Raw genomic sequence first — 20,928 nt, forward strand, 5'->3', positions numbered from 1 at the left:
CCACCGATCCCGTGCCCGCGCGGACGCCCCGCAGCTGTCTTCGGCCCTCGTCGCGATCGGTCTCCCGCACTCGCGCGGCCACGCGCACGTCCTGGCGGTGACCGGGGCTTTGGCGCGACGCCGCGACCCCTTCACATCACTCGGCGTTCCCTCAGCTCGACGAGCCATATCCGTACTTGTTCGTCGTCGTGCAGGTAGCCGCCGCTCTCACCCACAGGGAGATCGATTCCGTGGAGGCGGTTCAGCGCCCACCAGGAGAGGCCGTCCCAGACGACCCCGTCCTCCATCACCCACCTTGCCGCCCAGCGGTCGGCCTCTTCCCGGGACAGCCGACCCGCGACAAGCTCAACGAAACGATCTTCGATCTCGTCCAGAGTCGGTCGGCCGCTGTCATCCATGCCCTGACCGTACAGGCAGGGCAAACGTTGCCCGACCCGGCACTGGGCTGTGTCTTCGCACTGCCTCTCCCAGAGCTTCGCCCGGCACCCACGCCCCGGATCCCTGGGCCGACCGCCCGATCAACGGCACGCCGTCGGCATGGCACATTCCGGTGATCCCACTCTCCAGGTCACCACTCGCGGGACCGTCAGCGCCAGGGTGACTCCGACCGCCGCACTCGACACCAGAGCGGCGAGGGCCGCCTGCCCCGCCCGAGTCGCTGCCCTCGGCCGCCGTCTCGCCCTCGTGCGCGGGAAACAAGACGTGAAGAGCGGGGCGTCGAACTCCGGCCCCGCGCCCGCGTGGCCCCGCCCGGTGCTCCGGGCGGGGCCGCGAGTCGGGCAGGATCGGGGGATGCGTATCTCCGCCGCCGTGTCCGGCGCTCTGGCCGTGCTGTTGCTCGTCCTGGTGGCCGTGGGCTGGTCGCCGTTGCTCTCCTTCGACCGGGACGTGGCCGAGGCGCTGCACCGCAGCGCCGTCGCGCATCCCGGCTTCACCCACCTCAACCGGATCCTGACGGACTGGGTCTGGGATCCATGGACCATGCGCGCGCTCGTCCTGGTGATGGTCGGGCTGCTGCTCCGGCGGCGCGCGTGGCCGCTCGCGCTGTGGGTGGCGGGGACGTCCCTGCTGGCCTGGGGTCTTCAGCAGGGCCTCAAGTCCCTGGTGGACCGGCCGCGCCCGCAGTGGCCGGATCCGGTCGACTCGGCGCGGTACGCGTCCTTCCCGTCCGGGCACGCGATGACGGCGACGGTCACCTTCGGGCTGCTGCTCTGGGTGCTGGCGCTGTACTGGCGCGAGACCTGGCGGGGCTGGGGGACGATCGCCGGAGTGGCCGTGGTGTCGGTGCTCGGGGTCGGCTGGACCCGGCTTTACCTGGGCGTTCACTGGCCGTCCGACGTGCTGGGCGGCTGGCTGTTCGGCTGGTGCTGCGTGGCCGTGGCGATCGACGCGTACCGCCGCCTCGCGGCCCGTACCCCTACCCGCGCCCGTACCGCTCCCCCTGTGGGCAAGGCTTGATGCCCGTCCCGTCCTGGACGATCCCCCGTGTCGTCCAGGACGGAACGGCATGCCCCGCCGCCGGGCACGCGGGCACGACGGCAGGACACGCTGAGTATATTGGCTGAAAGCCAGTCAACGCAGGAGTCCAGCATGTCCCCACGCAGCGCATCGGTCAATCAAGAGCTTCGGCGGCGCTCCCGCGAGCGGATCCTGCAGGCCACCGTGGACCTCGTCGGCGAACGTGGTTACGAGGCGACGACCCTCGGGGACATCGCCGCGCGGGCCGGTTCGGCGCGCGGACTCGTGTCGTACTACTTCCCCGGCAAGCGCCAGTTGCTCCAGTCCGCGGTGCACCGGCTGATGCACCGCACCCTGGCGGCGGCCCTGGAGCGCGAGCCGCGCACCGAGGACGGCGCCGAACTCCTGGCGCGGGCGATCGACGCGATACTCGGGCTCGCCGCGGACCACCCCGTCCTCATGCGGACGCACATGGCCGGCATCCTCCAAGCCGAGGGCTTCCTCCAGTGCTCCGAACAGCAGCGGCTCGCCGCGCTGCTGCGCGACACCGTGGCCCGTTCGGGCTCCCCGGACCCGGACACCGACTATCCGCTGCTGCGGGCACAGCTCATGGGGACCGTCTTCGCGCTGCTGCTGCCCGGGGCGCCGATGCCGCTCGCCCCGCTGCGGGCCGAACTGTTCCAGCGCTACGGGCTCGGCCTGGAGCGCGGCATGCCACCGGGCGGTAATCGGCCCGGCGGCATGCCCGTGGTGCGCGCGGTGCGGGACGACGTCGCGGCCCGGGTGGCGGGCCCGCTGCCGGGCCCGCCCGTGGATCGGCCCGTGGATCTGCCGACGGGTCAGTCGTCCTGACCCTGGTCGTCCTGTGAGCGGCCGAAGTCCGCGAAGTAGTCCGGTTGCGTCTGGACGTTCAGCTCGTCCATCCGGATTCCGGACGCCTTGTCGGTGCGCTTGTCGGAGAGCTTCAGGACATCGAGGCCCTTGGCGATGTCGTTCGAGTAGATGTGGCCGTTGTAGTAGTACGCCGACCAGGAGCCGCCGATGGCGAGCGTGTCCGCGGAGAGCGGGCCGCGCTCGAAGTAGGCGATCTCCTTCGGCTTCAGGGAGTCGGTGAAGTCCCAGACGGAGACGCCGCCCTGGTACCACGCCTGGACCATCAGGTCCTTGCCCTTGACCGGGATCAGCGAGCCGTTGTGGGCGACGCAGTTCTCGGTGTCGGCCTGGTGGCGCGGGATCTTGAAGTAGCCGCGGAAGACCAGCTTGCGCTTGTCCCCCTTGCCGGTGATGTCGTAGATGCCGTCGGCACCGCGGTTCGGGCCGACCTCGGCGTTGCAGGTGGGCGCGCCGCCGCCGCCCAGTTCGTCGGTGAAGACGACCTTGTCGGCGGTCTGGTTGAAGGTCGCGGAGTGCCAGAACGAGAAGTTGACGTTGTCCTGGACCTGGTCGATGACCCGCGGGTGCTCCGGGTCCTTGATGTCGAAGAGGATGCCGTCGCCCATGCAGGCTCCGGCGGCCAGGTTCCGGCTCGGCAGCACGGTGATGTCGTGGCAGCCGGTGGTCTTGGAGACGCCCGGGTTGGTGGGCGCGCCGGGGTTGCCTCCGCCGTCGGGACCCTCGCCCGGGAAGAGGACGGGGAAGTTCACGACCTTGGCCCGCTCGGGCGCCTTGCGCGGGACCTTGATCACGGAGATGCCGTCATGCGGCGGTTGGCAGTCCGGGAAGGCCACGCTGGGCGAGTACGAGGCGACGTAGATGTACACGTCGTCGCGCTTGGGCACCAGGGTGTGGGTGTGGGAACCGCAGTTGGTCTCGACGGCGGCGACGTACTTCGGGTTGGTGACGTCGCTGATGTCGAAGATCTTCATGCCCTCCCAGGACTCCTTGATCGTGGCCGGCTGCGGAACGCTGGCGCACGAGTCGTCACTGCGGGAGGAGTCGGTGGACAGGAAGAGCAGGTCGCCGGAGACCGACACGTCGTTCTGGGAGCCCGGGCAGAGCACCTGGGCCACGGTCTTCGGGGACTTCGGGTTTCCGATGTCGAAGATCCGGAAGCCGTCGTAGTTGCCGGCGAAGGCGTACTTGCCCTGGAAGGCGAGGTCGGTGTTGAGGCTGGGGAGGATGTCCTTGGGGACATTGGCGAGATGTTCGATGTTGGCGCTGTGGACGATCTCGTCCACGCCGGGTATCTCGCCCGCGGCGATGGCGGCGCGGGCGTCGGCCGCCTGGCCGGCGGTGATGCCGCTCTTCGCCGGGGCGTCACCGGGGTCGGGGGTCGCGGCAGCTGGGCCCGCGACGAGCAGGCCGAGCAAAAGGCCGGCCGCGGCGCCGGCCGCGCCCAGGGCTTGGTTCCGTCTGTGCCGGATTCTCGTGAGGCGCAACGAAGCACTCCGTCCTCTTCGAGGTCTGTTCAGGTTTGAACCACGGATGGACTCCGGCAGTATCGTCCTTAGCGTGCTCATCTCAACAGATGGCAACAGGAAAGTCATGAGGTTTCCCCGCACCGCAACACCGTCGTCGCCCGATTACCCCGAAGACGCAGAGAACCGGAGATCCTGAAGGGCCGGGGGGCCGGACCCTTCAGGACACCGGTCAGCCCAAGTCCCCGTGGAGGTCGCGTTGTTGATCAGCCGTTTCCGTGGAACCACCGCCGTCGCCCTGTGCACCGTCGCCGTACTCACCCTGTCCGCCTGCGAGTCGGGGCCGGATGACGGCGGACCGACCGCCAAGTCGGCTGCGGGTGCGCCGGGTTCGAGCGGATCCGTGGTGGCCCCAGGGAAGCCGGGCGAGCCCGCGCGGCGCGTCTCGCCCGAGGAGGCGGCCCGGATGCTGCCCGACGAGACGCCCAACGGTGCCGACTTCCGGTATGTGCAGATGATGATCGAGCATCACCGGCAGGCCCTCGTGATGACCGCGCTGGCGCCCGAGCGGGCGGCCTCGCCGCAGGTGAAGAAGGTCGCGGAACGCATCGCCGCCGCGCAGGGTCCGGAGATCGGCGCGATGCGGGGGTGGCTGAAGAAGAACGGCGGCCCGCGACCGCAGACCGGCCACGACCACCACACCATGCCGGGGATGGCGACCGAGGCCCAGCTCGCCGAGCTGCGGGCCGCCCGCGGCACGGCGTTCGACACGCTCTTCCTGTCCCTGATGATCGCTCACCACGAGGGCGCGCTGACGATGGCGGGCGAGGTGCTGGCCGAGGGCAACAACGTCCTGGTGGAGGAGATGGCGAACGACGTGGTCGCCCAGCAGACTTCGGAGATCCAGCGGATGCGCTCGATGTAGCCGGAGGGGTACGGGCGCCCTGCTCTCGGCGGACCCGCCGGACCCGATCGGCCGTACGCCCGGCCGGCAGGGCGCCCCGGCGCGCCCTGCCGGACTCGGCGACGGGACCGGAGGGGACGGGACTTGGAGAAGCCGGAGCCAGGAGCCGGGGTCCCGGAGCCGGGCCTGATGCCGTACGCCCGGAGCCTGACGACGAGGGGGCCGGGTCCTGAAGTCCGCGCCCCGGCCCGTCCACGCACCCCCGGCGGAGCCGTCAGTGGTCGCCGAGACGGCCGGACTGCCGCTCGGCCGCCTCGAGGACGGCGTCGAGGAGCCCGGGGAAGAGGGCGTCGAGGTCCTCGCGGCGGAGCGAACTGAGCTTGGCGGTGCCCTGGTAGGCCTGCCGGACGACGCCGCTCTCACGCAGGACGCGGAAGTGGTGCGTGGTGGTCGACTTGCTCACCGGGAGGTCGAAGTACGAGCAGCTGAACCCGTCGCTCCCGTCGCGGGCCATGTCCCGGACGATCCGCAGCCGTACGGCGTCGGACAGCGCGTGCAGCACGGCTTCGAGCCGGATCTCCTCGCGTGCGGGGTGGTCCAGGGCGCGGGGGTTGGTCGCGGTCGACACGGCTGCGGCTCCACGGCTCTCGGAGGGACGGGACTTCATTGTACGAGGGTCCTCGTAGTTTGACAGTCGTCGTACTACGATGGGTATCGTACGAGCTGCGTCATCGCCCCGTCACCGCCCGCCCTCCCCCGGCACGCCCGAAACGGAGTCCGCCATGAGCACCGCCCCCGCTCTCTTCCAGCCCTTCACCCTTCGCTCCGTCACCTTTCCGAACCGTGCCTGGATGGCCCCGATGTGCCAGTACTCGGCAAAACCGGCCGGTCCCGCCGCGGGGGTCGCGGGCGACTGGCACTTCGCCCACTACGCCTCCCGCGCCACCGGCGGCGCCGGGCTGATCCTGCTCGAAGCGACCGCGGTCGCGCCGGAGGGCCGGATCAGCCCCTTCGACCTCGGGATCTGGGACGACGCGCAGATCGAGGGGCTGCGCCGGATCGCCGCCTTCCTGACGGACCACGGCACCGTGCCGGGCATCCAGATCGGACATGCCGGACGGAAGGCCTCGACGCAGCAGCCCTGGAAGAGCCGCGGCCCCGTCGATCCGGCGACCGGCCTGGCCTGGCAGCCGGTCGGCCCGAGCCCGGTCGCCTACGCCGAGGGCCACCCGGTGCCGACCGAGCTGACGGTGGAGCGGATCCACGAGATCACGGCCCGTTTCGCCGACGCGGCGCGGCGCGCGCTGGCCGCCGGGTTCCGGGTGGTGGAGGTGCACGGCGCCCACGGCTATCTGCTCGGCGAGTTCCTGTCCCCGCACAGCAACCGGCGCACCGACGCCTATGGCGGCTCCTTCGACAACCGCGTCCGGTTCGCCCTGGAGGTCGTCGACGCCGTGCGCGCCGTCTGGCCCGAGGAGCTGCCGCTGTTCTTCCGGATCTCGGCCACCGACTGGCTGGAGGAGCAGGGCTGGACGCCCGACGAGACGGTCCGCTTCGCCGCCCTGCTGCGCGAGCACGGGGTGGACCTGCTCGACGTCTCCACCGGCGGCAACGGTGGCCCGGCCCGGATCCCGGTCGCCCCCGGCTACCAGGTCCCCTTCGCCGCCCGCGTCAAGACGGAGACCGGTCTGCCCGTCGCGGCGGTGGGTCTCATCACCGAGAGCGCGCAGGCCGAGAAGATCCTCTCGAACGGGGAGGCGGACGCCGTCCTGCTCGGCCGGGAGCTGCTGCGCGACGCCTCGTGGCCGCGCCGCGCGGCCCGCGAGCTGGGTGCGAAGATCCCCGCCCCGGCACCGTACTCCTGGGCCATCTGAGTCCGGCAACACGCCCCTGACCAGGGGCGAAGCGGCTCCGGGACACCGTTGTCGGCGGTGCGGTGCAAACTGGCCCGTATCCGCGACAACGGCGTCCTGGAGGTGCCGGCATGACCGACGTGCTGCTGACCGTGGGAACCCGCAAGGGTCTGTTCACCGGCCGCAGGAAGAACGGCCGGTGGACGTTCGACGACCCGCACTTCAACGCCCAGGCGATCTACTCGATCGGAATCGACAACCGCCGCGCCCGCCCCAGAATCCTCGTCGGCGGCGACAGCGCGCACTTCGGCCCCTCCGTCTTCCACTCCGACGACCTGGGCGCGAGCTGGACCGAGCCGGCCTGTCCGGCGGTCAAGTTCCCGCTGGACACCGGTGTTTCCCTGGAGCGGGTCTGGCAGCTCCACCCGGCGCCCGCCCACTCCCCCGACGTCGTGTACGCGGGGACGGAGCCGGCCGCGCTCTTCCGGTCGGCCGACGGCGGGGAGTCCTTCGAACTGGTCCGCCCGCTGTGGGAGCACCCCACCCGGGACCGGTGGATGCCGGGCGGGGGCGGCGAGGCGGTGCACACCGTGGTGACCGACGCGCGGGACGCCGACACGGTGACGGTGGCGGTGTCCGCGGCCGGCGTCTTCCGCACCCGGGACGGCGGCGCGAGCTGGGTCCCCGCCAACCGGGGCGTCTCGGCGGTGTTCCTGCCGGACCCGGACCCCGAGTTCGGCCAGTGTGTGCACAAGGTCGCGCAGGACGCGGGCGACCTCGACCGGCTGTATCTGCAAAACCACTGGGGCGTGTTCCGCAGCGACGACGGCGGCGGGTCGTGGACCGACATCGGCGGCGGGCTCCCGTCCGACTTCGGCTTCGCCGTCGTGGCCCATCCGCACCGGCCGGACACCGCCTATGTGTTCCCCATCAACGCCGACACCGACCGGGTCCCGGCCGGCCGGCGCTGCCGGGTCTACCGGACCTCCGACGCCGGGGCGACCTGGGAGCCGCTCACCCGGGGCCTGCCCGGCGGCGACCATTACGGCACGGTGCTGCGCGACGCGATGTGCACGGACGGGGGCGAACCGGCCGGTGTCTACTTCGGCAACCGCAACGGCGAGGTGTACGGGAGCGCCGACGACGGCGACAGCTGGGAGCTGCTCGTCGAACATCTGCCTGACGTGCTGTGCGTACGAGCGACGGTCCTCGTCTGAACGGCCCCGGTTTCCGCCCCCGGCCGGGGCCCGGCGCAGGGCCCGGCGCACCGTCGGGCCTGACTGTCGTACTGCGCCAGTAGAGTGACGCCGTGGCAGCACGACCGTTGAACGAAATCGTCGAGGCCGGGTGGGCGCACGCGCTCGCACCGGTGGCCGAGAACATCGCCGCGATGGGCGACTTCCTCCGGCAGGAGGTCGCCGCGGGGCGCACCTATCTACCGTCGGGGGCGAACGTCCTGAGGGCGTTCCAGCAACCCTTCGACGAGGTACGGGTCCTCATCGTCGGCCAGGACCCCTATCCCACGCCCGGGCACGCCGTGGGCCTGAGCTTCTCGGTGGCGCCGGACGTGAGTCCCGTACCGCCGAGCCTGAACAACATCTTCTGGGAGATGCACACCGATCTGGGGCACCCGCGCCCCTCCAACGGTGATCTGACGCCGTGGACCCGGCAGGGCGTCCTGCTGCTGAACAGGGCGCTCACGACCGCCCCGCGCAAACCCGGCGCGCACCGGGACAAGGGCTGGGAGGCCGTCACCGAGCAGGCCATCCGGGCGCTCGCCGCGCGCGGGAAGCCGCTGGTCTCCGTGTTGTGGGGGCGTGACGCCCGCAATCTGCGGCCGCTGCTCGGCGATCTGCCGGCCATCGAGTCCTCGCACCCCTCGCCGATGTCGGCGGACCGCGGCTTCTTCGGTTCCCGGCCGTTCAGCCGTACCAACGAACTGCTGCTGCGGCAGGGCGCCCAGGCCGTGGACTGGCAGCTGCCGTGACCTCCCCGGCGGCCCCCGGCCGGCCGGGCCTCGTCGTCGGGGTCGACTCCGGCGGCTCCGGGCTGCGGATCGCGCTCGCGCTCGTGCGAACCGGTGAGCGGCCCGGCACTGGATCCGGCACCGGTGCCGACACCGGCGTCGGCACCGTGGCCCCGGAGGTCGTGGAGACGGTCTCCTCCCGGGAGCCGGTACGCACCGGACCGGGCGGGATCGACGCCGGACATCTGCTGCAACGGGTGCTGCCCGCCGTCGAGGCGATGCGGCGGCGGGCGGGCGGCGGACCGATCGGGGCCGTCGCCGTCGGCGCGGCCGGGATGGCGACGCTCGGCGATCGGCTGCGGGCCGAACTGCCCGGGGCGTTCGCCCACGCCTGGGGTGTGCGCCGTCTCGCCCTCGCGGCCGACGCCGTCACCGCGTACGCCGGGGCGCTCGGCCAGCGGCCCGGCGCCGTGGTCGCCGGCGGCACCGGGCTCATCGCGCTCGGCACCGATCTGTCCGGCTGGCGCCGGGCGGACGGCTGGGGACATCTGCTCGGCGACTCGGGCAGCGGCGCGTGGATCGGCCGGGCCGGACTCGACGCCGCGATGCGGGCGTACGACGGGCGGCGCGGCGGTTCGGCAGCGCTGCTGGCGCACGCCGAGACACGGTTCGGCCCGGCGGCCGAGTTGCCCGGCGCGCTCTATCCGCGGCCCGACCGCCCCGCGGTGCTCGCCTCCTTCGCGCCGGACGTCGCCGCGTGCGCGGAGGCGGGCGACGCGGTGGCGGCCCGGATCCTCGTCCGTGCCGCCCGGCGGATAGCGGAGGCCGCGGAGGCCGTCTGCCCCGCCGGTCCGGCGGCCGATGTCGCCCTGACGGGCGGGCTGTTCCGGCTGGGCGAGCCGCTGCTCGGGCCGCTGCGCGCGGACTTGGGAGAGCTGTTGCCCGAGGCCCGCGAAGTCCCCGCCGAGTCAGACCCGCTGACGGGCGCCCTGATCGTCGCGGCCGCGCTCGCGGACGACACCCTCCGGCTTCCGGAGGATCCGCGGCTGCTCCAACTCACCAGGTAAACGGCGGTTCCACGGCACTTTCGGACATAGGGGGGCAGATGACGCCCGACCGTACCCTCAGCGAACGGGTCCATGGTCAAAACCAGTAGCATGCGGCTGCATGAGCTCCCCCACTGGGCCCACTCCCGGCCTGCCTGTACGAATGCCGCGCCCCCGCCAGTCCGGGCGGCACCGCCGTCCTGAACCCGTGGCGGCTCCCGAGGGCGCTCCCGCGCTTGTTCTCGCCGTGCCCGGCACCCCGTCGCCCGCCATACGCTCGCTGGCCGAGGAAGTCCTGAGCATCACCCGCTCGGAGCTGCCCGGTCTGGAGGCCGTGGTCGGTTACCTCGACGGTGACGGCGACACGTTCCCCACCCTGTCCGCCGTCCTGACCGACGCGGAAGCCCTGCGCACCCAGCGCTACGAGATCGCCGTGGCCGCCGGCCGCGAGGTCGCCGCCCCCGAGGGCCCGGCCGCCGTCGTGGTTCCGCTGCTCGCGGGCCCCGACAGCGCGCTGATGCGCCAGGTCCGCCAGGCGGTGATGGACTCCGGCAACACCGCCGAGCTGGCCGACGTGCTCGGTCCGCACCCGCTGCTCGCCGAGGCCCTGCACGTACGTCTCTCCGAGGCCGGTCTGGCCCGCGCCGACCGCGCCCGGCTGTTCACGGTCGCCACGGCCGCCGACGGCATCATCCTGGCCACGGTCGGTGGCGAGGAGGCCGTGCAGGCCGCCGGGATCACCGGCATGCTGCTCGCCGCCCGCCTGGCGGTGCCGGTGATGGCGGCGGCGCTGGACCAGGAGGGTTCCATCGCCTCGATCTCCGAGCAGCTGCGCGCCGCCGGTTCGGAGCAGCTGGCGCTCGCCCCGTATCTGATCGGCCCCGAGCTGGCCGAGGGGCTGCTCGACGTGGCGGCGAAGGAGGCGGGCTGCGCGGCGGCCGAGCCGCTGGGCGCGTACCCGGCGATCGGCCGGCTGGTGCTCTCGCAGTACATGGCGAAGCTGGGCATCGCACCGCAGCCGCAGGGGACGCCGGCCCGCTGACCACAGCGTCGTGACGGGCCGGGCCCGCATCGGACATCCTCCGGTGCGGGCCCTTCGTTTGGTACCGGTCCCGGGACCTCGCGGTGCGGGGCTCCGGGCTCCAGGGGCCGTCGCGGCCCCGTCCGGGTCAGCCGAACACGACGCAGGAGGCGGCGGGGGCGGGGATCGCGCCGGCCCGGGCGGGGAGACCGGTGTCGGAGTCGACGGTGAACCAGGTGACGTCTCCGGAACGCTCGTTCGCCACGTACAGGTGCCGGCCGGAGGGCGCGAGCGCGAGGTCACGGGGCCAGTGGCCACCGCACGGGACGGAGGAGACAAGCCGGGCGGTGTCGCCCCCGTCCTCCAGGGCGAGCACGGCGAGGGTGTCGGCGCCACGGACGGCGGCCCACAGGTGGCGGCCGTCGGGGGCGACGACGATCTCGGAGGGGTAGTCCGGTCCGGTGGCGTCCTCGGGGACGACACGGGTCTCGCCGAGCGGGGTGAGGACGCCCGCCCCGGCGTCCCAGCGGCACACGGTGAGGGTGGGCTCCAGCTCGTTCAGGACGTAGGCGTGGGTACCCGCCGGGTGGAAGGCGAGATGGCGGGGGCCGGTGCCGGGGCGCAGGGCGGTGGTGCCGTGCGGGCGCGGCGCGCCGGTGGCGGGATCGAGGACGCCGATGGTGACGGAGTCGGTGCCGAGGTCGACGGCGAGCACCCAGCGTCCGGTGGGGTCCGGCAGCACCTGGTGGGCGTGCGGGCCGTCCTGCCGGCCCGCGACCGGTCCCGAGCCGTGGTGGCGGGCCTGGCCGGTGACCGGGCCGGGGCGGCCGTCGGCGGTACGGGCGAGCACGGTGACACTGCCGGAGGTGTAGTTCGCGGTGAGCAGATGGCCGGCGGCGAGCGCGAGGTGGGTGGGTCCGGCGGCATCGACGGGGACGGGCGCGCCGAGTGGCCGGGGCGCCGGGCCGGTGACGTCGAAGGCGGCGACGGCGCCCGGGGCGGTCTCGGAGACGGCGTAGAGCACGTCCCCGTCGAGTGCCAGGTAGGAGGGGTCGGCGACGGCGTCGCTCGCCCCGGTGGGCGTCAGTGCGCCGCTGTCCGGCGCGACGGCCGCGGCGAGCACCCCGGGGCCGCCGGCCGAGGTGAACGACCCGATGAACGCCCGTGTGCCGGTCTTCGGCCCCGGTCCGCCCCGCTCCTGTTCCGTACGGTCCCGCTCTGCCCGCATGCCGTCCACGACACGCCTCCCCTGTCCGGTGGCCGGTCCGGGTGGACCGGCCGGTGCCCGGCCGACGTTAGCAGGCGGTCTAGACCAGGCTGGTGGGGTGCTGTGTACATGTGGGGGGCGTACGACCCCAAGGGGCTCGTACGCCCCCCCCAGGGCCGGTACGGCCCCGGCGTCACGCGGCCGTGATCAGCGGGGCGCGCGGGCAGGTGCGCAGCGGCGCGGCCAGGCCGACGAGGGCGCGTTCGAGACCGTGCAGGTGGGCGAGGGCGGCCTCCGCACCCGGGTGGTGCGAGGGCACACCGACCGGACCGGCGAGGGCGGAACGGGGCGGTACGACGGCCGGGACGAGCGCGTGGACGGCCGCTTCGACGCGCCGGGCGGCATGGGCGAGGCGGGCGTCGTGGGAGGCGTCGGGGTCGGCCGCGACCGCGGCGAGGCCCCGGACCTCGCGGGCGCAGTCGTCGAGCAGGGCGAGCACCCGGCGGGCCCTCGCCTTGCGGGCGCGCAGCGGGCTGAGCGGGTGGACGAGCGGGGCGAGGGTGAGCCGGGCGCGGGCCAGGAGCAGATCGAGTTCGCGGGCGTGTACGGCCGGGTCGGCGTGCGGGTCGCCCGCGAGCCGCCGGGCGGCGGCGGTGGTGCAGGCGTGAACGCAGGCGACCGCGCGCTGGATCCAGGCGTTGGTGGCGGCGTGGGTGGTCACCGGCAGCAGGGCCAGGCCGGCGGCGGCGCCGAAGGCACCGGCCGCGGTCTCCTCGAAGCGGAGGAGCAGCAGGCCGGGGTGGAGGACGCCGAGCAGCCCGTACAGAAGGGAGGCCAGGACGGTGACGAAGAACATCATCCAGCTGTACGAGAGCGGGGCGGTGTAGAAGAGGCCGAAGACGCACACGGCGACCAGGAACGCCGTCGGGGCGGGCGCCCCGCCGAGCGGGAGGGCGACGAGCAGTCCGGCGGCGATGCCGGCGACGGTGCCGAGGACTCGGCGGAAGCCGCGGACCAGGGTCTCGCCGCGCGAGGCGGTGTTGACGAAGATCCACCAGGCGGTGGCGACGGCCCAGTACCAGCGCTCGGGGGACACGAGGTGTCCGGCGACGAGGGCCACCGCGCAGGCGGCGGTGGCCTGGAACGCCTGGCGGGTGGTGGGCCGGGCGAGGCCGGTGCCGGGCAGCGGCGCGGGCGCGGCGGGCGGCGGGACGCGCCGTTCGACGCACCAGAGGCCGAAGCGGACGGCGCCGGCCGCCGCGAGGGCCAGGAGCACGGCCGCGTAGAGCTCCGGCAGCTGCGCGGGCAGCGCGTGCAGGAACTGGGTGACGAAGAACTGCATGAAGGCGAAGATGCCGAGCGCGTGTCCGCGCGGGCCGAAGCGGCGCGCGTACACCCCGGCGAAGACGACGACCAGCCAGGTGAGGTCACGCGCCACCGGCAGGTCGTGCAGGGCGGTCGCGGCGGCGAGGACGGGGAAGCCGGCGAGCGGCAGCAGGGCGGTGGTGACGGCCTGGTCGCGGACCGTCGCGTCGCCCACGGTGAACAGGGCGAGGAGCGCGGCGAGGCCGGCGGTGAGGGAGGCGACGAGCGAGAACCCGGCCAGGCCCGCGAGGGTGACGGCCAGGCCGATGCCGAGGACGGCACGGGTGGCCACCCGCAGCCGCACCCGGCCGGGGTCGGGGGCCACGCACATACGGCGCAGCGCCCGGGCGCAGGCCGCCGGCGTGTTTCTCATCCCCGTCCTCACCTTCTCCGTTCCTTTGGCCGTCACTGGCCGCTCCGGCTGGTTCGTCCGCTTCATCTGCCGCGTCTGTTTCATGACGGTCGTTCCGCCCCCGTTGCCGTACACACACCCTCTTTCGCCGTGGATCTCGCTGGTGGATCCCGCTGTCCGTCCGGATTCGCCGCATGGAGACGGCCGCTGGACACGACGAAGGCGCCGCGGGTCCGGGATCCGGCGTCCTCGCCGGTCCGGCGCGTGCGCGGCGCCTTCTGTCCAACTCTTCCGACAGGAAAGCACCCCATCGCCCGACGGCTCAACCGAGGCCTGAATCAGTGAGCCATTGGTACAGTCACTTTCTTATTCGTACGGCCAGAAGGGGACCAACGGACCATGACGGTGGACACGCTCGACACCCGTATCCTGCGTCTACTCATCGAGCAGCCGCGGACCAGCGTCCGCGAGTACGCACGGATTCTCGGGGTGGCGCGCGGCACGGTGCAGGCGCGGATCGACCGGCTGGAGCGGGACGGGGTGATCACGGCGACGGGGCCGGTGCTGTCCCCGGCCGCGCTCGGGCATCCGGTGCTCGCGTTCGTGCACATCGAGATGACCCAGGGACATCTCGACGACGTCGGGGACGCGCTCGCGGCGATCCCCGAGATCGTGGAGGCGTTCTCGATCACAGGCGGCGGCGATCTGCTGACCCGGGTGGTGGCGCGGGACGCCGGTCATCTGGAGGACGTGATCCAGCGGCTGATCCAGCTGCCCGGCGTGGTCCGCACCCGGACCGAGATCGCGCTCCGCGAACGGGTGGCCCACAGACTGCTGCCGCTGGTCGAATCGGTGGGCCGTGAGGCCGAGTGATACGCCCGGGTGACGCTGACGCACCTGAGTGGCGTGAGCAACATGCCTAAGTGATGCGCAGTTGCCAGGCAGAAAGCGCGGCATCGATTGCAGATGAGACCACGTTCGGCCTAATCTGACGCACATGCAGTCCTATACCATCGGGCAGGCCGCACGTCTGCTGGGCGTGAGCCCGGACACGGCGCGCCGCTGGGCCGACGCCGGCCGGGTGCCCACCCATCGCGACGAGAGCGGCCGCCGGCTGATCGACGGCCGCGACCTCGCCGCGTTCTCCGTCGAGATCGCGCGAAGCGGCGGCGCGGGCGGACCGGGGGACGACGAGGAGCCGTACACCTCGGCGCGCAACGCGTTCCCCGGCATCGTCACGGCGGTCAAGCTCGGCGACATCGCCGCCCAGGTCGAGATCCAGGCGGGCCCGCACCGGCTCGTCTCGCTGCTCACCCGCGAGGCGGTGGAGGAACTGGGCCTGGAGGTCGGCATGACCGCGACGGCCCGGGTGAAGTCGACCAATGTGCACATCGACCGCGTCTGAACACCGGTGCCGGCCCGGTCAGCCCCTCGGATCCGACCTGCCCCGCCCTGATCCGCCCCGCCCCTCTCCCTCCCGTCCTCAGAGGAGTCCCATGCCGTCCTTCGTCGCCGCGCGCCCCGGACGCCGCGCCCTGATCGCGGCCGTCACCGCCGGACTGCTGCTGCCGCTGGCCGCCTGCTCGGGATCGGACGGCTCCGGGAAGGCGGCCGGGGCCGGCGGCGGCTCGGCCGACGGCGAGAACCAGTCCACGAAGCTGACGGTCCTCGCCGCCGCTTCCCTGACCGATGTGTTCAAGACCGCCGGAGCCGCCTACGAGAAGGCGCACCCCGGCACCAGGATCACCTTCTCCTTCGCGGGCTCGCAGGAGCTGGTCGCGCAGGTCACCCAGGGCTCCCCCGCCGACGTGCTGGTCACCGCCGACACCGCGAGCATGGAGAAGGCCGGGGCGGACGCCGGCACCCCGACGGTCATCGCGAAGAACCGGCTCGTGATCGCCACCGCCCCGGGCAACCCGCACCATGTCGCGGCCCTGAAGGATCTCGCCGATCCCGATCTCAAGGTCGTCCTCGCCGCGCCGGAGGTGCCCGCCGGGAAGTACAGCCGGAAGATCCTCGACGCCCAGAAGATCACGGTGAAGCCGGTTTCGCTGGAGCCGAGCGTGCGCGCCGCGCTCGGCAAGGTCGAGCTGGGCGAGGCCGACGCCGGGCTCGTCTACAAGAGCGACGCCCTCAGCGCGGGTGACAAGGTCGGCTCGGTCGCCATCCCCGACGCGCAGAACGCCGTCGCCACCTACCCGGCCGCCGCCCTGAAGGACTCGCACAACGCCGAGGCCGCCGCCGCGTTCGTGACCTGGCTGAGCACCCCGGAGGCCCAGAAGATCCTCCGGGACGCCGGCTTCCAGCAGCCGTAGGACCGCGCGCGATGCCGAACAGGGCCCGTACCCCCCTCGCCCTCACCGTCCCCGCCCTCCTCGCGATCGCCCTCCTGCTGCTGCCGCTGGCCGGCATCCTGGCCCGCACCGAGTGGGGTGCGATCGGGACGCACCTGAGCAGGCCCGGCACGGTGGAGGCGCTGAAGCTGTCGCTGATCGTCTCCTTCTGGGCGCTCGGTCTGTCCCTGGTACTCGGGGTGCCGCTGGCGTGGCTGCTGGCCCGGGTGCCGTTCCCCGGCAAGGCGTTCGTGCGCAGCCTGGTGCTGCTGCCGATGGTCCTGCCGCCCACCGTCGGCGGGGTGGCGCTGCTGCTCGCCTTCGGGCGGCGCGGACTGCTCGGGCCGTGGCTGGAGCACACCTTCGGGATCGTGCTGCCCTTCCACACCTCCGGCGCGGTGCTCTCCGCGACCTTCGTGGCCATGCCGTTCCTGGTGATCAGCCTGGAGGGCGCGCTCGCCGGGCTGCGGCCCCGGTACGAGGAGACGGCGGCGTCGCTGGGCGCCTCGCCCCTGCGAGTGTTCCGCACGGTGACGCTGCCGATGGTCGCCCCCGGGCTGCTCGCGGGCGCGGCGCTGACCTGGGCGCGGGCGCTCGGCGAGTTCGGGGCCACGATCACCTTCGCCGGAAATCTGCCGGGCACCACCCAGACGCTGCCGCTGGAGGTCTACCTGCTGCTCCAGGACGATCCGCACGCGGCGACCTCGGTCTCGCTGCTGCTGCTCGTCATCGCGATGACGGTGCTGGTCGCCCTGCGCGGGCGTTTCTCGGCCGCTCCCCGGTCCGGGCGGACGGCGAGCGGGGCGGCGGGCGGGGCCGGGGACTTCGGCGGGGAGACGTCCGCCGCGGGCGCGGGCGCCGACGCCGTCACGGCCCCGGAGAAGAACGGGAAGCGCGAGACGGAGGAACCGGAGGAGGCCGGGGAGCGCTGGGCGCTGCGTGCCGAGGTCGACGGTTTCACCCGGCTCGCCCTTTCCGCCGAACCCGGCACCACCATCGCCGTCGTCGGCCCCAACGGCGCCGGCAAGACCACCCTGCTGCGCGCCCTTCTCGGACTCACCCCACGCGCCCACGCCACCCTCACCCTCGGGGACACGGACGTCACCGAACTGCCGCCGCACCGCCGCCAGGTGGCGTGGGTACCGCAGGACGGGGCGCTGTTCCCGCATATGACCGCCCTCGCCAACACCGCGTACGGCCTGCGCGCCCGCGGTGTGCCGCGCGCCGGGGCCCGGCGCGCCGCCCAGGAGTGGCTCGACCGGCTCGGCGTCGGCCACCTCGCCGGGCGCCGGCCCGCCCAGTTGTCCGGCGGTCAGGCCCAGCGGGTCGCGCTGGCCCGGGCGCTGGCCGCCCGGCCCCGGCTGCTGCTGCTCGACGAGCCGCTGGCCGCTCTCGACCAGACCACCCGGGCCCGGGTACGGCACGCCCTGCGCGGCCATCTCGCCGGGTTCGGCGGGGTCTGTCTGATCGTCACCCACGACCCGGTCGAAGCGGTGTCGCTGGCCGACCGGGTGCTCGTCCTGGAGGACGGGCGGGCGCTCCAGGACGCCTCGCCCGCCGAGGTCACCCGGCATCCGCGTTCGCCGTGGGTCGCCCGGATGCTGGGCCGTAACGCCTGGCCGGGCATCGCGACCGGCGACGGGCTCGCCCTCGCGGACGGGGGCACGCTGGTCGCCGCCGAGCCGCTGCCGGCCGGGGCGGAGGCGCTGGCGGTCATCCCGCCCGAGGCGGTGGCCGTGCACCGCGAGCGGCCGGGCGGCAGCCCCCGCAACATCTGGCCGGGCACCGTACAGGAGATCACCGCGAGTGGCAGCAGGCTGCGGGTCCTCGTCACCTCCGACCGGGTGCCGCCGCTGGTCGCCGAGATCACGCCACAGGCGGCCGCCGACCTGGGGCTCGCGGACGGCACGCCGGTGTGGACGGGCGTGAAAGCGACCGAGGTGACCGTCGTACCCCTGTGAAACGCGGGCGGGGGCGAGGGTCGGCGCGGGGCCGGTTGGGGTCGGATGGGGCGGGAGCGCGGGAAATCCCGTGGCCGCGGCCGGACTCCGTATGACAGCGTGCGCGTGCCCCTCGCCCCCTTCCCACCTCCGGAGCCGTGCCATGGCGATGCCGCCCCGACTCGTCCCTCTCCTCGCGCAGTTCGACTTCGCGCGCGAGCGGCTGCTGGACCGGCTCACTGGACCCGTACGGGACAGCGGCAACGGGATCCGGGTCCCCGCCACCGCGCTGACCGACGAGGAGTACCGGTGGGAGCCGGTGGCCGGCTGCTGGTCGGTGCGCCGGCGCGCGGACGGCCCGGGGCCCCGCGCCACCCTGCTGACCGGTGACCGGGCCGGCGCATGGGGCCGGGACGCGACGCCGCCACCGCACCCCGAGCCTGCCCCGTTCACGACGCTCGCCTGGCGGCTGAGCCATCTGACCGAGATGTTCGAGCTGCGCACGGACCACACGGCCGGCAGCCGTTCCCGCACCCGCGACGACGTGCGGATCCACGGGGACGCGGCCCCGGCCGTGGCGGCGTTCGCCGCCGCTTCCGCCGCCTGGCGCGCGATGCTCACGACGGTGAGCGACCAGGACCTGGACACGGTCGGCTACAGCAGTTATCCGCACGGCAGCGACCCCGAGGACGTCTTCGCCGATGTCGTGTGGTGGCTGAACCAGGAGCTGCTCCATCACGGTGCCGAGATCGCGCTGTTGCGGGACCTCCACCAGGCGCGGACCGGGGGCTGAGCCCGCCGGGGTGGGCCGGGGCGGGGCCGGGGGCGCGGGGGACCGTGGGAGGGAGACCTCCCGCACCCACCGGGCCCCGGCCACGATTCGCCGGGCAGTCCCTAGTCCGGTACGGGCCCGCCATCCTTGTCCGTCGTACGGGCGAGCAGCATCGCCACGTCGTCCTGCGCCGGCCCGTCGGGCAGCCCGGCCAGCAGGTCGTCGCACAGGGCGTCCAGGGGGCGCGCGGGGTTCCCGAGCGCGCGGGCGATGCGGGCCATGCCCTGGTCGAGATCGCGCTCGCGGGACTCGATGAGGCCGTCCGTGTACAGGACGAGCAGTCCGCCCGAGGGAAGCACGACCTCCTCGGTTCCGAACTCGTGCGCACCGGTGCCGAGCGGGGTGCCCGGCGGGCCGTCGAGGAAGGTGACGGTGCCGTCCGGGGTGACCACGGCGGGCGGCGGATGGCCGGCCCGGGCGATGGTCCAGCGGGCACCGGCCGGGTCGTGGACGGCGTACACGCAGGTGGCCATCTCGTACTCGCCCAGGTCGGCGACGACCGCGTCGAGCGAGCGCAGCATGCGCGCGGGCGGGATGTCGTGGCGGGCCAGGGTGCGCACGGCGGTGCGCAACTGACCCATGACGGCCGCCGCGTGGATGCCGTGCCCCATGACGTCGCCGATGACGAGGCCGGTACGGCCGCCGGGCAGCGCGACCACGTCGAACCAGTCGCCGCCGACGTCGTGGACGCTGGCGGGCAGATAGCGGCCGGTGAGTTCGAGGCCGGTGACCTCGGGCAGCGCGTTGTTGGTGAGGCTGCGCTGGAGGGTGCGGGCGGCCTGGCGCTGGGTGGTGTACAGGCGGGCGTTGTCGATGTTGAGGGCGGCGCGGGCGACGACCTCGTCGACGAGCACCCGGTCCTCGTCGGCGAAGGGCGCGCGGGTGCGCAGCCGGGTGACGGTGACCGTGCCGAGGACCGTGCCGCGGGCGACGAGCGGGATCAGCCGGGCGGAGCCGATGCGGGTGGCGAGATAGCCGCGCAGATCGTCCAGCCGGGGGTCCCGGATGAGGTCGGGGATGTCGGCGACGTGCAGATCCATGGCGCGGGCGCGGGCGATGACCCGCTCGTACACGGAGTCGCGCGGGATCTGGAAGGTACGGCCCGCGGAGAGCCGGCTCAGCGGGCCGTCCGGGTCGGGGAAGGCGGCGGCGAGACGGCGCAGGACGTTGCGGGTGGCGGCGGTGGTCTCGTCGGGTTCCAGGATGGCTTCGAGAAGCTGGATGTCGGCGGAGTCGGCGAGCTGCGGGACGAGGAAGGAGACCACCTCCTCGGCGGTCTGCCGCAGATCCAGGGTGGTGCCGATGCGTTCGCCGGCCTCGGCGAGCAGGGCGAAGCGGTGCCGGGCGCGTTCCATCTCGACGTGCGCCTGCTCGCTGTCGGTGATGTCGATGACGGAGGCGATGAGGCCGAGGGGCCGGCCGGTGTGGTCGCGGAGCGGGGCGTAGGAACTGGACCAGATGTGGTCGCGGCCGGGGTCGGCGGGGGTACGGCCGACCCGGCGCGCGTCGACGACGGCGGTGCCGCTGTCGAGGACGCCCCGCATCATGTCCTCCAGGGCACCGGCGTTGACCCCCGGCAGGACCTGGGAGAGCCGCAGGCCCACATGGTCGGAGCGCGGGATGCCGTTCATCCGGGCGAGCGCGTCGTTCACGCGGACGAAGCGCAGGTCGGGGCCGAGGGTGGCGAGGCCGATGGGCGACTGGGTGAAGAGGGATTCGAGGGTGGCGAGGGAGTCGCGCATCGTGAGGACCTGGGAGGTCTCGAAGGCGATGAGCATGGCGCCGGGACGGCCCTCCGGGTCGGCGGCGGGCACGATCCACATCTCCATGCTGATCGGCCGGCCGTCGCTGCGCAGGACGGGGAGGGTGCCGACCACGGTCTCGCCGGCCTGGACCCGACGGGTCAGCTGGTCGGCCAGGCCCCGGTTGGCGGGCGGTACGAGCAGCGCGCCCGCCGGGCGGCCGAGGACCTCCTCGGGCCGGTAGCCGAGGAGGTCCTGAGCGGCCAGCGACCATTCGACGATCCGGCCGTGGGTGTCCTCGCGCCAGAGCGCCACGGGCAGCAGGTCGTTGAGGACGCCGGCGTAGCCGAGGGCCGCCCCGGGCGGCGGGGCGCCGCCCGGCGACTGGTAAGTGTCCAACGCATCGACCTACGCATCGACCGGGCCCCAAGGGGCGTCTTCTCGCCACGCTTACCGAATCACCCTATACGAGACATAAGGGACGGGTGTGGTGCGAGGGCGGGCTCTCCGTCCGGCGGGACGGGCGGCCCGGGCGGCAGCCCGGACAGCGAC

The 20,928-nt window shown here is 73.5% G+C and carries 19 protein-coding genes; 13 read left to right on the forward strand and 6 right to left on the reverse strand.

Annotated features, from left to right (window positions below; genetic code table 11):
• Nucleotides 1-131: 131 nt before the first annotated feature.
• Nucleotides 132-398: a hypothetical protein gene (locus ACGFRB_RS04990; protein ID WP_363004127.1), complete on the reverse strand. Its 267-nt coding sequence runs from the start codon at nt 396-398 to the stop codon at nt 132-134.
• Between the two features lie 394 nt (nt 399-792).
• Here ACGFRB_RS04990 and ACGFRB_RS04995 point away from each other — a divergent pair, with 394 nt between their 5' ends.
• Together ACGFRB_RS04995 and ACGFRB_RS05000 are read left to right on the forward strand one after the other, a co-directional pair.
• Nucleotides 793-1,458 carry a phosphatase PAP2 family protein gene (locus tag ACGFRB_RS04995; protein WP_393239090.1) on the forward strand — a complete coding sequence of 222 codons (666 nt, stop codon included), beginning with the start codon at nt 793-795 and terminating at the stop codon, nt 1,456-1,458.
• 132 nt (nt 1,459-1,590) lie between these two features.
• The gene (locus ACGFRB_RS05000) at nt 1,591-2,310 is read left to right on the forward strand and encodes a TetR/AcrR family transcriptional regulator (RefSeq protein ID WP_393239093.1); all 720 of its coding nucleotides are present in this window, start codon (nt 1,591-1,593) and stop codon (nt 2,308-2,310) included.
• Here the strand turns inward: ACGFRB_RS05000 and ACGFRB_RS05005 are convergent.
• A complete protein-coding gene (locus tag ACGFRB_RS05005) occupies nt 2,298-3,917 on the reverse strand; it encodes an LVIVD repeat-containing protein (protein WP_393239096.1) in 1,620 nt (539 codons plus the stop codon). The two genes, ACGFRB_RS05000 and ACGFRB_RS05005, sit on opposite strands and share 13 nt — an antisense overlap.
• Before the next feature lie 157 nt (nt 3,918-4,074).
• Here ACGFRB_RS05005 and ACGFRB_RS05010 point away from each other — a divergent pair, with 157 nt between their 5' ends.
• Nucleotides 4,075-4,740 (forward strand): DUF305 domain-containing protein, encoded by a 666-nt coding sequence (locus tag ACGFRB_RS05010; RefSeq protein WP_393239099.1) that lies wholly within the window; start codon nt 4,075-4,077, stop codon nt 4,738-4,740.
• 253 nt (nt 4,741-4,993) lie between these two features.
• On the opposite strand, the gene ACGFRB_RS05015 is transcribed toward ACGFRB_RS05010, so the two are convergent.
• Nucleotides 4,994-5,386 (reverse strand): ArsR/SmtB family transcription factor, encoded by a 393-nt coding sequence (locus tag ACGFRB_RS05015; RefSeq protein ID WP_393239102.1) that lies wholly within the window; start codon nt 5,384-5,386, stop codon nt 4,994-4,996.
• A gap of 115 nt (nt 5,387-5,501) precedes the next feature.
• Here ACGFRB_RS05015 and ACGFRB_RS05020 point away from each other — a divergent pair, with 115 nt between their 5' ends.
• The 5 genes from ACGFRB_RS05020 to ACGFRB_RS05040 all read left to right on the forward strand — a co-directional run bounded on the left by ACGFRB_RS05020 (nt 5,502) and on the right by ACGFRB_RS05040 (nt 10,626).
• Nucleotides 5,502-6,593: an NADH:flavin oxidoreductase/NADH oxidase gene (locus ACGFRB_RS05020; RefSeq protein WP_393239106.1), complete on the forward strand. Its 1,092-nt coding sequence runs from the start codon at nt 5,502-5,504 to the stop codon at nt 6,591-6,593.
• A gap of 110 nt (nt 6,594-6,703) precedes the next feature.
• Nucleotides 6,704-7,789, forward strand: a complete 1,086-nt coding sequence (locus ACGFRB_RS05025) for a WD40/YVTN/BNR-like repeat-containing protein (protein ID WP_393239109.1) — start codon at nt 6,704-6,706, stop codon at nt 7,787-7,789.
• 92 nt (nt 7,790-7,881) lie between these two features.
• Nucleotides 7,882-8,559, forward strand: coding sequence for a uracil-DNA glycosylase (locus ACGFRB_RS05030; RefSeq protein WP_363004142.1), 678 nt, complete (start codon nt 7,882-7,884; stop codon nt 8,557-8,559).
• Nucleotides 8,544-9,605 carry an N-acetylglucosamine kinase gene (locus ACGFRB_RS05035; protein WP_393239473.1) on the forward strand — a complete coding sequence of 354 codons (1,062 nt, stop codon included), beginning with the start codon at nt 8,544-8,546 and terminating at the stop codon, nt 9,603-9,605. The genes ACGFRB_RS05030 and ACGFRB_RS05035 overlap by 16 nt, the downstream gene beginning before the upstream one ends.
• Before the next feature lie 100 nt (nt 9,606-9,705).
• Complete coding sequence (locus ACGFRB_RS05040) at nt 9,706-10,626, forward strand: hypothetical protein (RefSeq protein WP_363004146.1); 921 nt, start codon at nt 9,706-9,708, stop codon at nt 10,624-10,626.
• A 127-nt stretch (nt 10,627-10,753) separates the two neighbouring features.
• On the opposite strand, the gene ACGFRB_RS05045 is transcribed toward ACGFRB_RS05040, so the two are convergent.
• Nucleotides 10,754-11,833, reverse strand: a complete 1,080-nt coding sequence (locus ACGFRB_RS05045; protein ID WP_393239476.1) for a lactonase family protein — start codon at nt 11,831-11,833, stop codon at nt 10,754-10,756.
• 172 nt (nt 11,834-12,005) lie between these two features.
• Nucleotides 12,006-13,550: an FUSC family protein gene (locus tag ACGFRB_RS05050; protein WP_393239112.1), complete on the reverse strand. Its 1,545-nt coding sequence runs from the start codon at nt 13,548-13,550 to the stop codon at nt 12,006-12,008.
• 378 nt (nt 13,551-13,928) lie between these two features.
• Here ACGFRB_RS05050 and ACGFRB_RS05055 point away from each other — a divergent pair, with 378 nt between their 5' ends.
• From ACGFRB_RS05055 to ACGFRB_RS05075, 5 genes are all read left to right on the forward strand, one after another.
• A complete protein-coding gene (locus tag ACGFRB_RS05055) occupies nt 13,929-14,402 on the forward strand; it encodes an Lrp/AsnC family transcriptional regulator (RefSeq protein WP_363004152.1) in 474 nt (157 codons plus the stop codon).
• A gap of 124 nt (nt 14,403-14,526) precedes the next feature.
• On the forward strand, nt 14,527-14,934 hold the full coding sequence (locus ACGFRB_RS05060) for a helix-turn-helix transcriptional regulator (RefSeq protein ID WP_363004154.1): 408 nt from the start codon (nt 14,527-14,529) through the stop codon (nt 14,932-14,934).
• Between the two features lie 91 nt (nt 14,935-15,025).
• Entirely contained in the window at nt 15,026-15,844 is an 819-nt protein-coding gene (modA, locus tag ACGFRB_RS05065; protein WP_393239116.1) for a molybdate ABC transporter substrate-binding protein, read from the forward strand.
• Between the two features lie 11 nt (nt 15,845-15,855).
• Complete coding sequence (locus tag ACGFRB_RS05070; protein WP_393239119.1) at nt 15,856-17,823, forward strand: ABC transporter permease; 1,968 nt, start codon at nt 15,856-15,858, stop codon at nt 17,821-17,823.
• Between the two features lie 142 nt (nt 17,824-17,965).
• The gene (locus tag ACGFRB_RS05075) at nt 17,966-18,595 is read left to right on the forward strand and encodes a DinB family protein (RefSeq protein WP_393239122.1); all 630 of its coding nucleotides are present in this window, start codon (nt 17,966-17,968) and stop codon (nt 18,593-18,595) included.
• Nucleotides 18,596-18,696: 101 nt separating this feature from the next.
• Here the strand turns inward: ACGFRB_RS05075 and ACGFRB_RS05080 are convergent, their stop codons facing one another.
• The gene (locus ACGFRB_RS05080) at nt 18,697-20,775 is read right to left on the reverse strand and encodes a SpoIIE family protein phosphatase (protein ID WP_393239125.1); all 2,079 of its coding nucleotides are present in this window, start codon (nt 20,773-20,775) and stop codon (nt 18,697-18,699) included.
• Between the last annotated feature and the right edge of the window lie 153 nt (nt 20,776-20,928).

It is taken from the genome of Streptomyces sp. NPDC048718 (assembly GCF_043198875.1).
GTDB lineage: Bacteria > Actinomycetota > Actinomycetes > Streptomycetales > Streptomycetaceae > Streptomyces.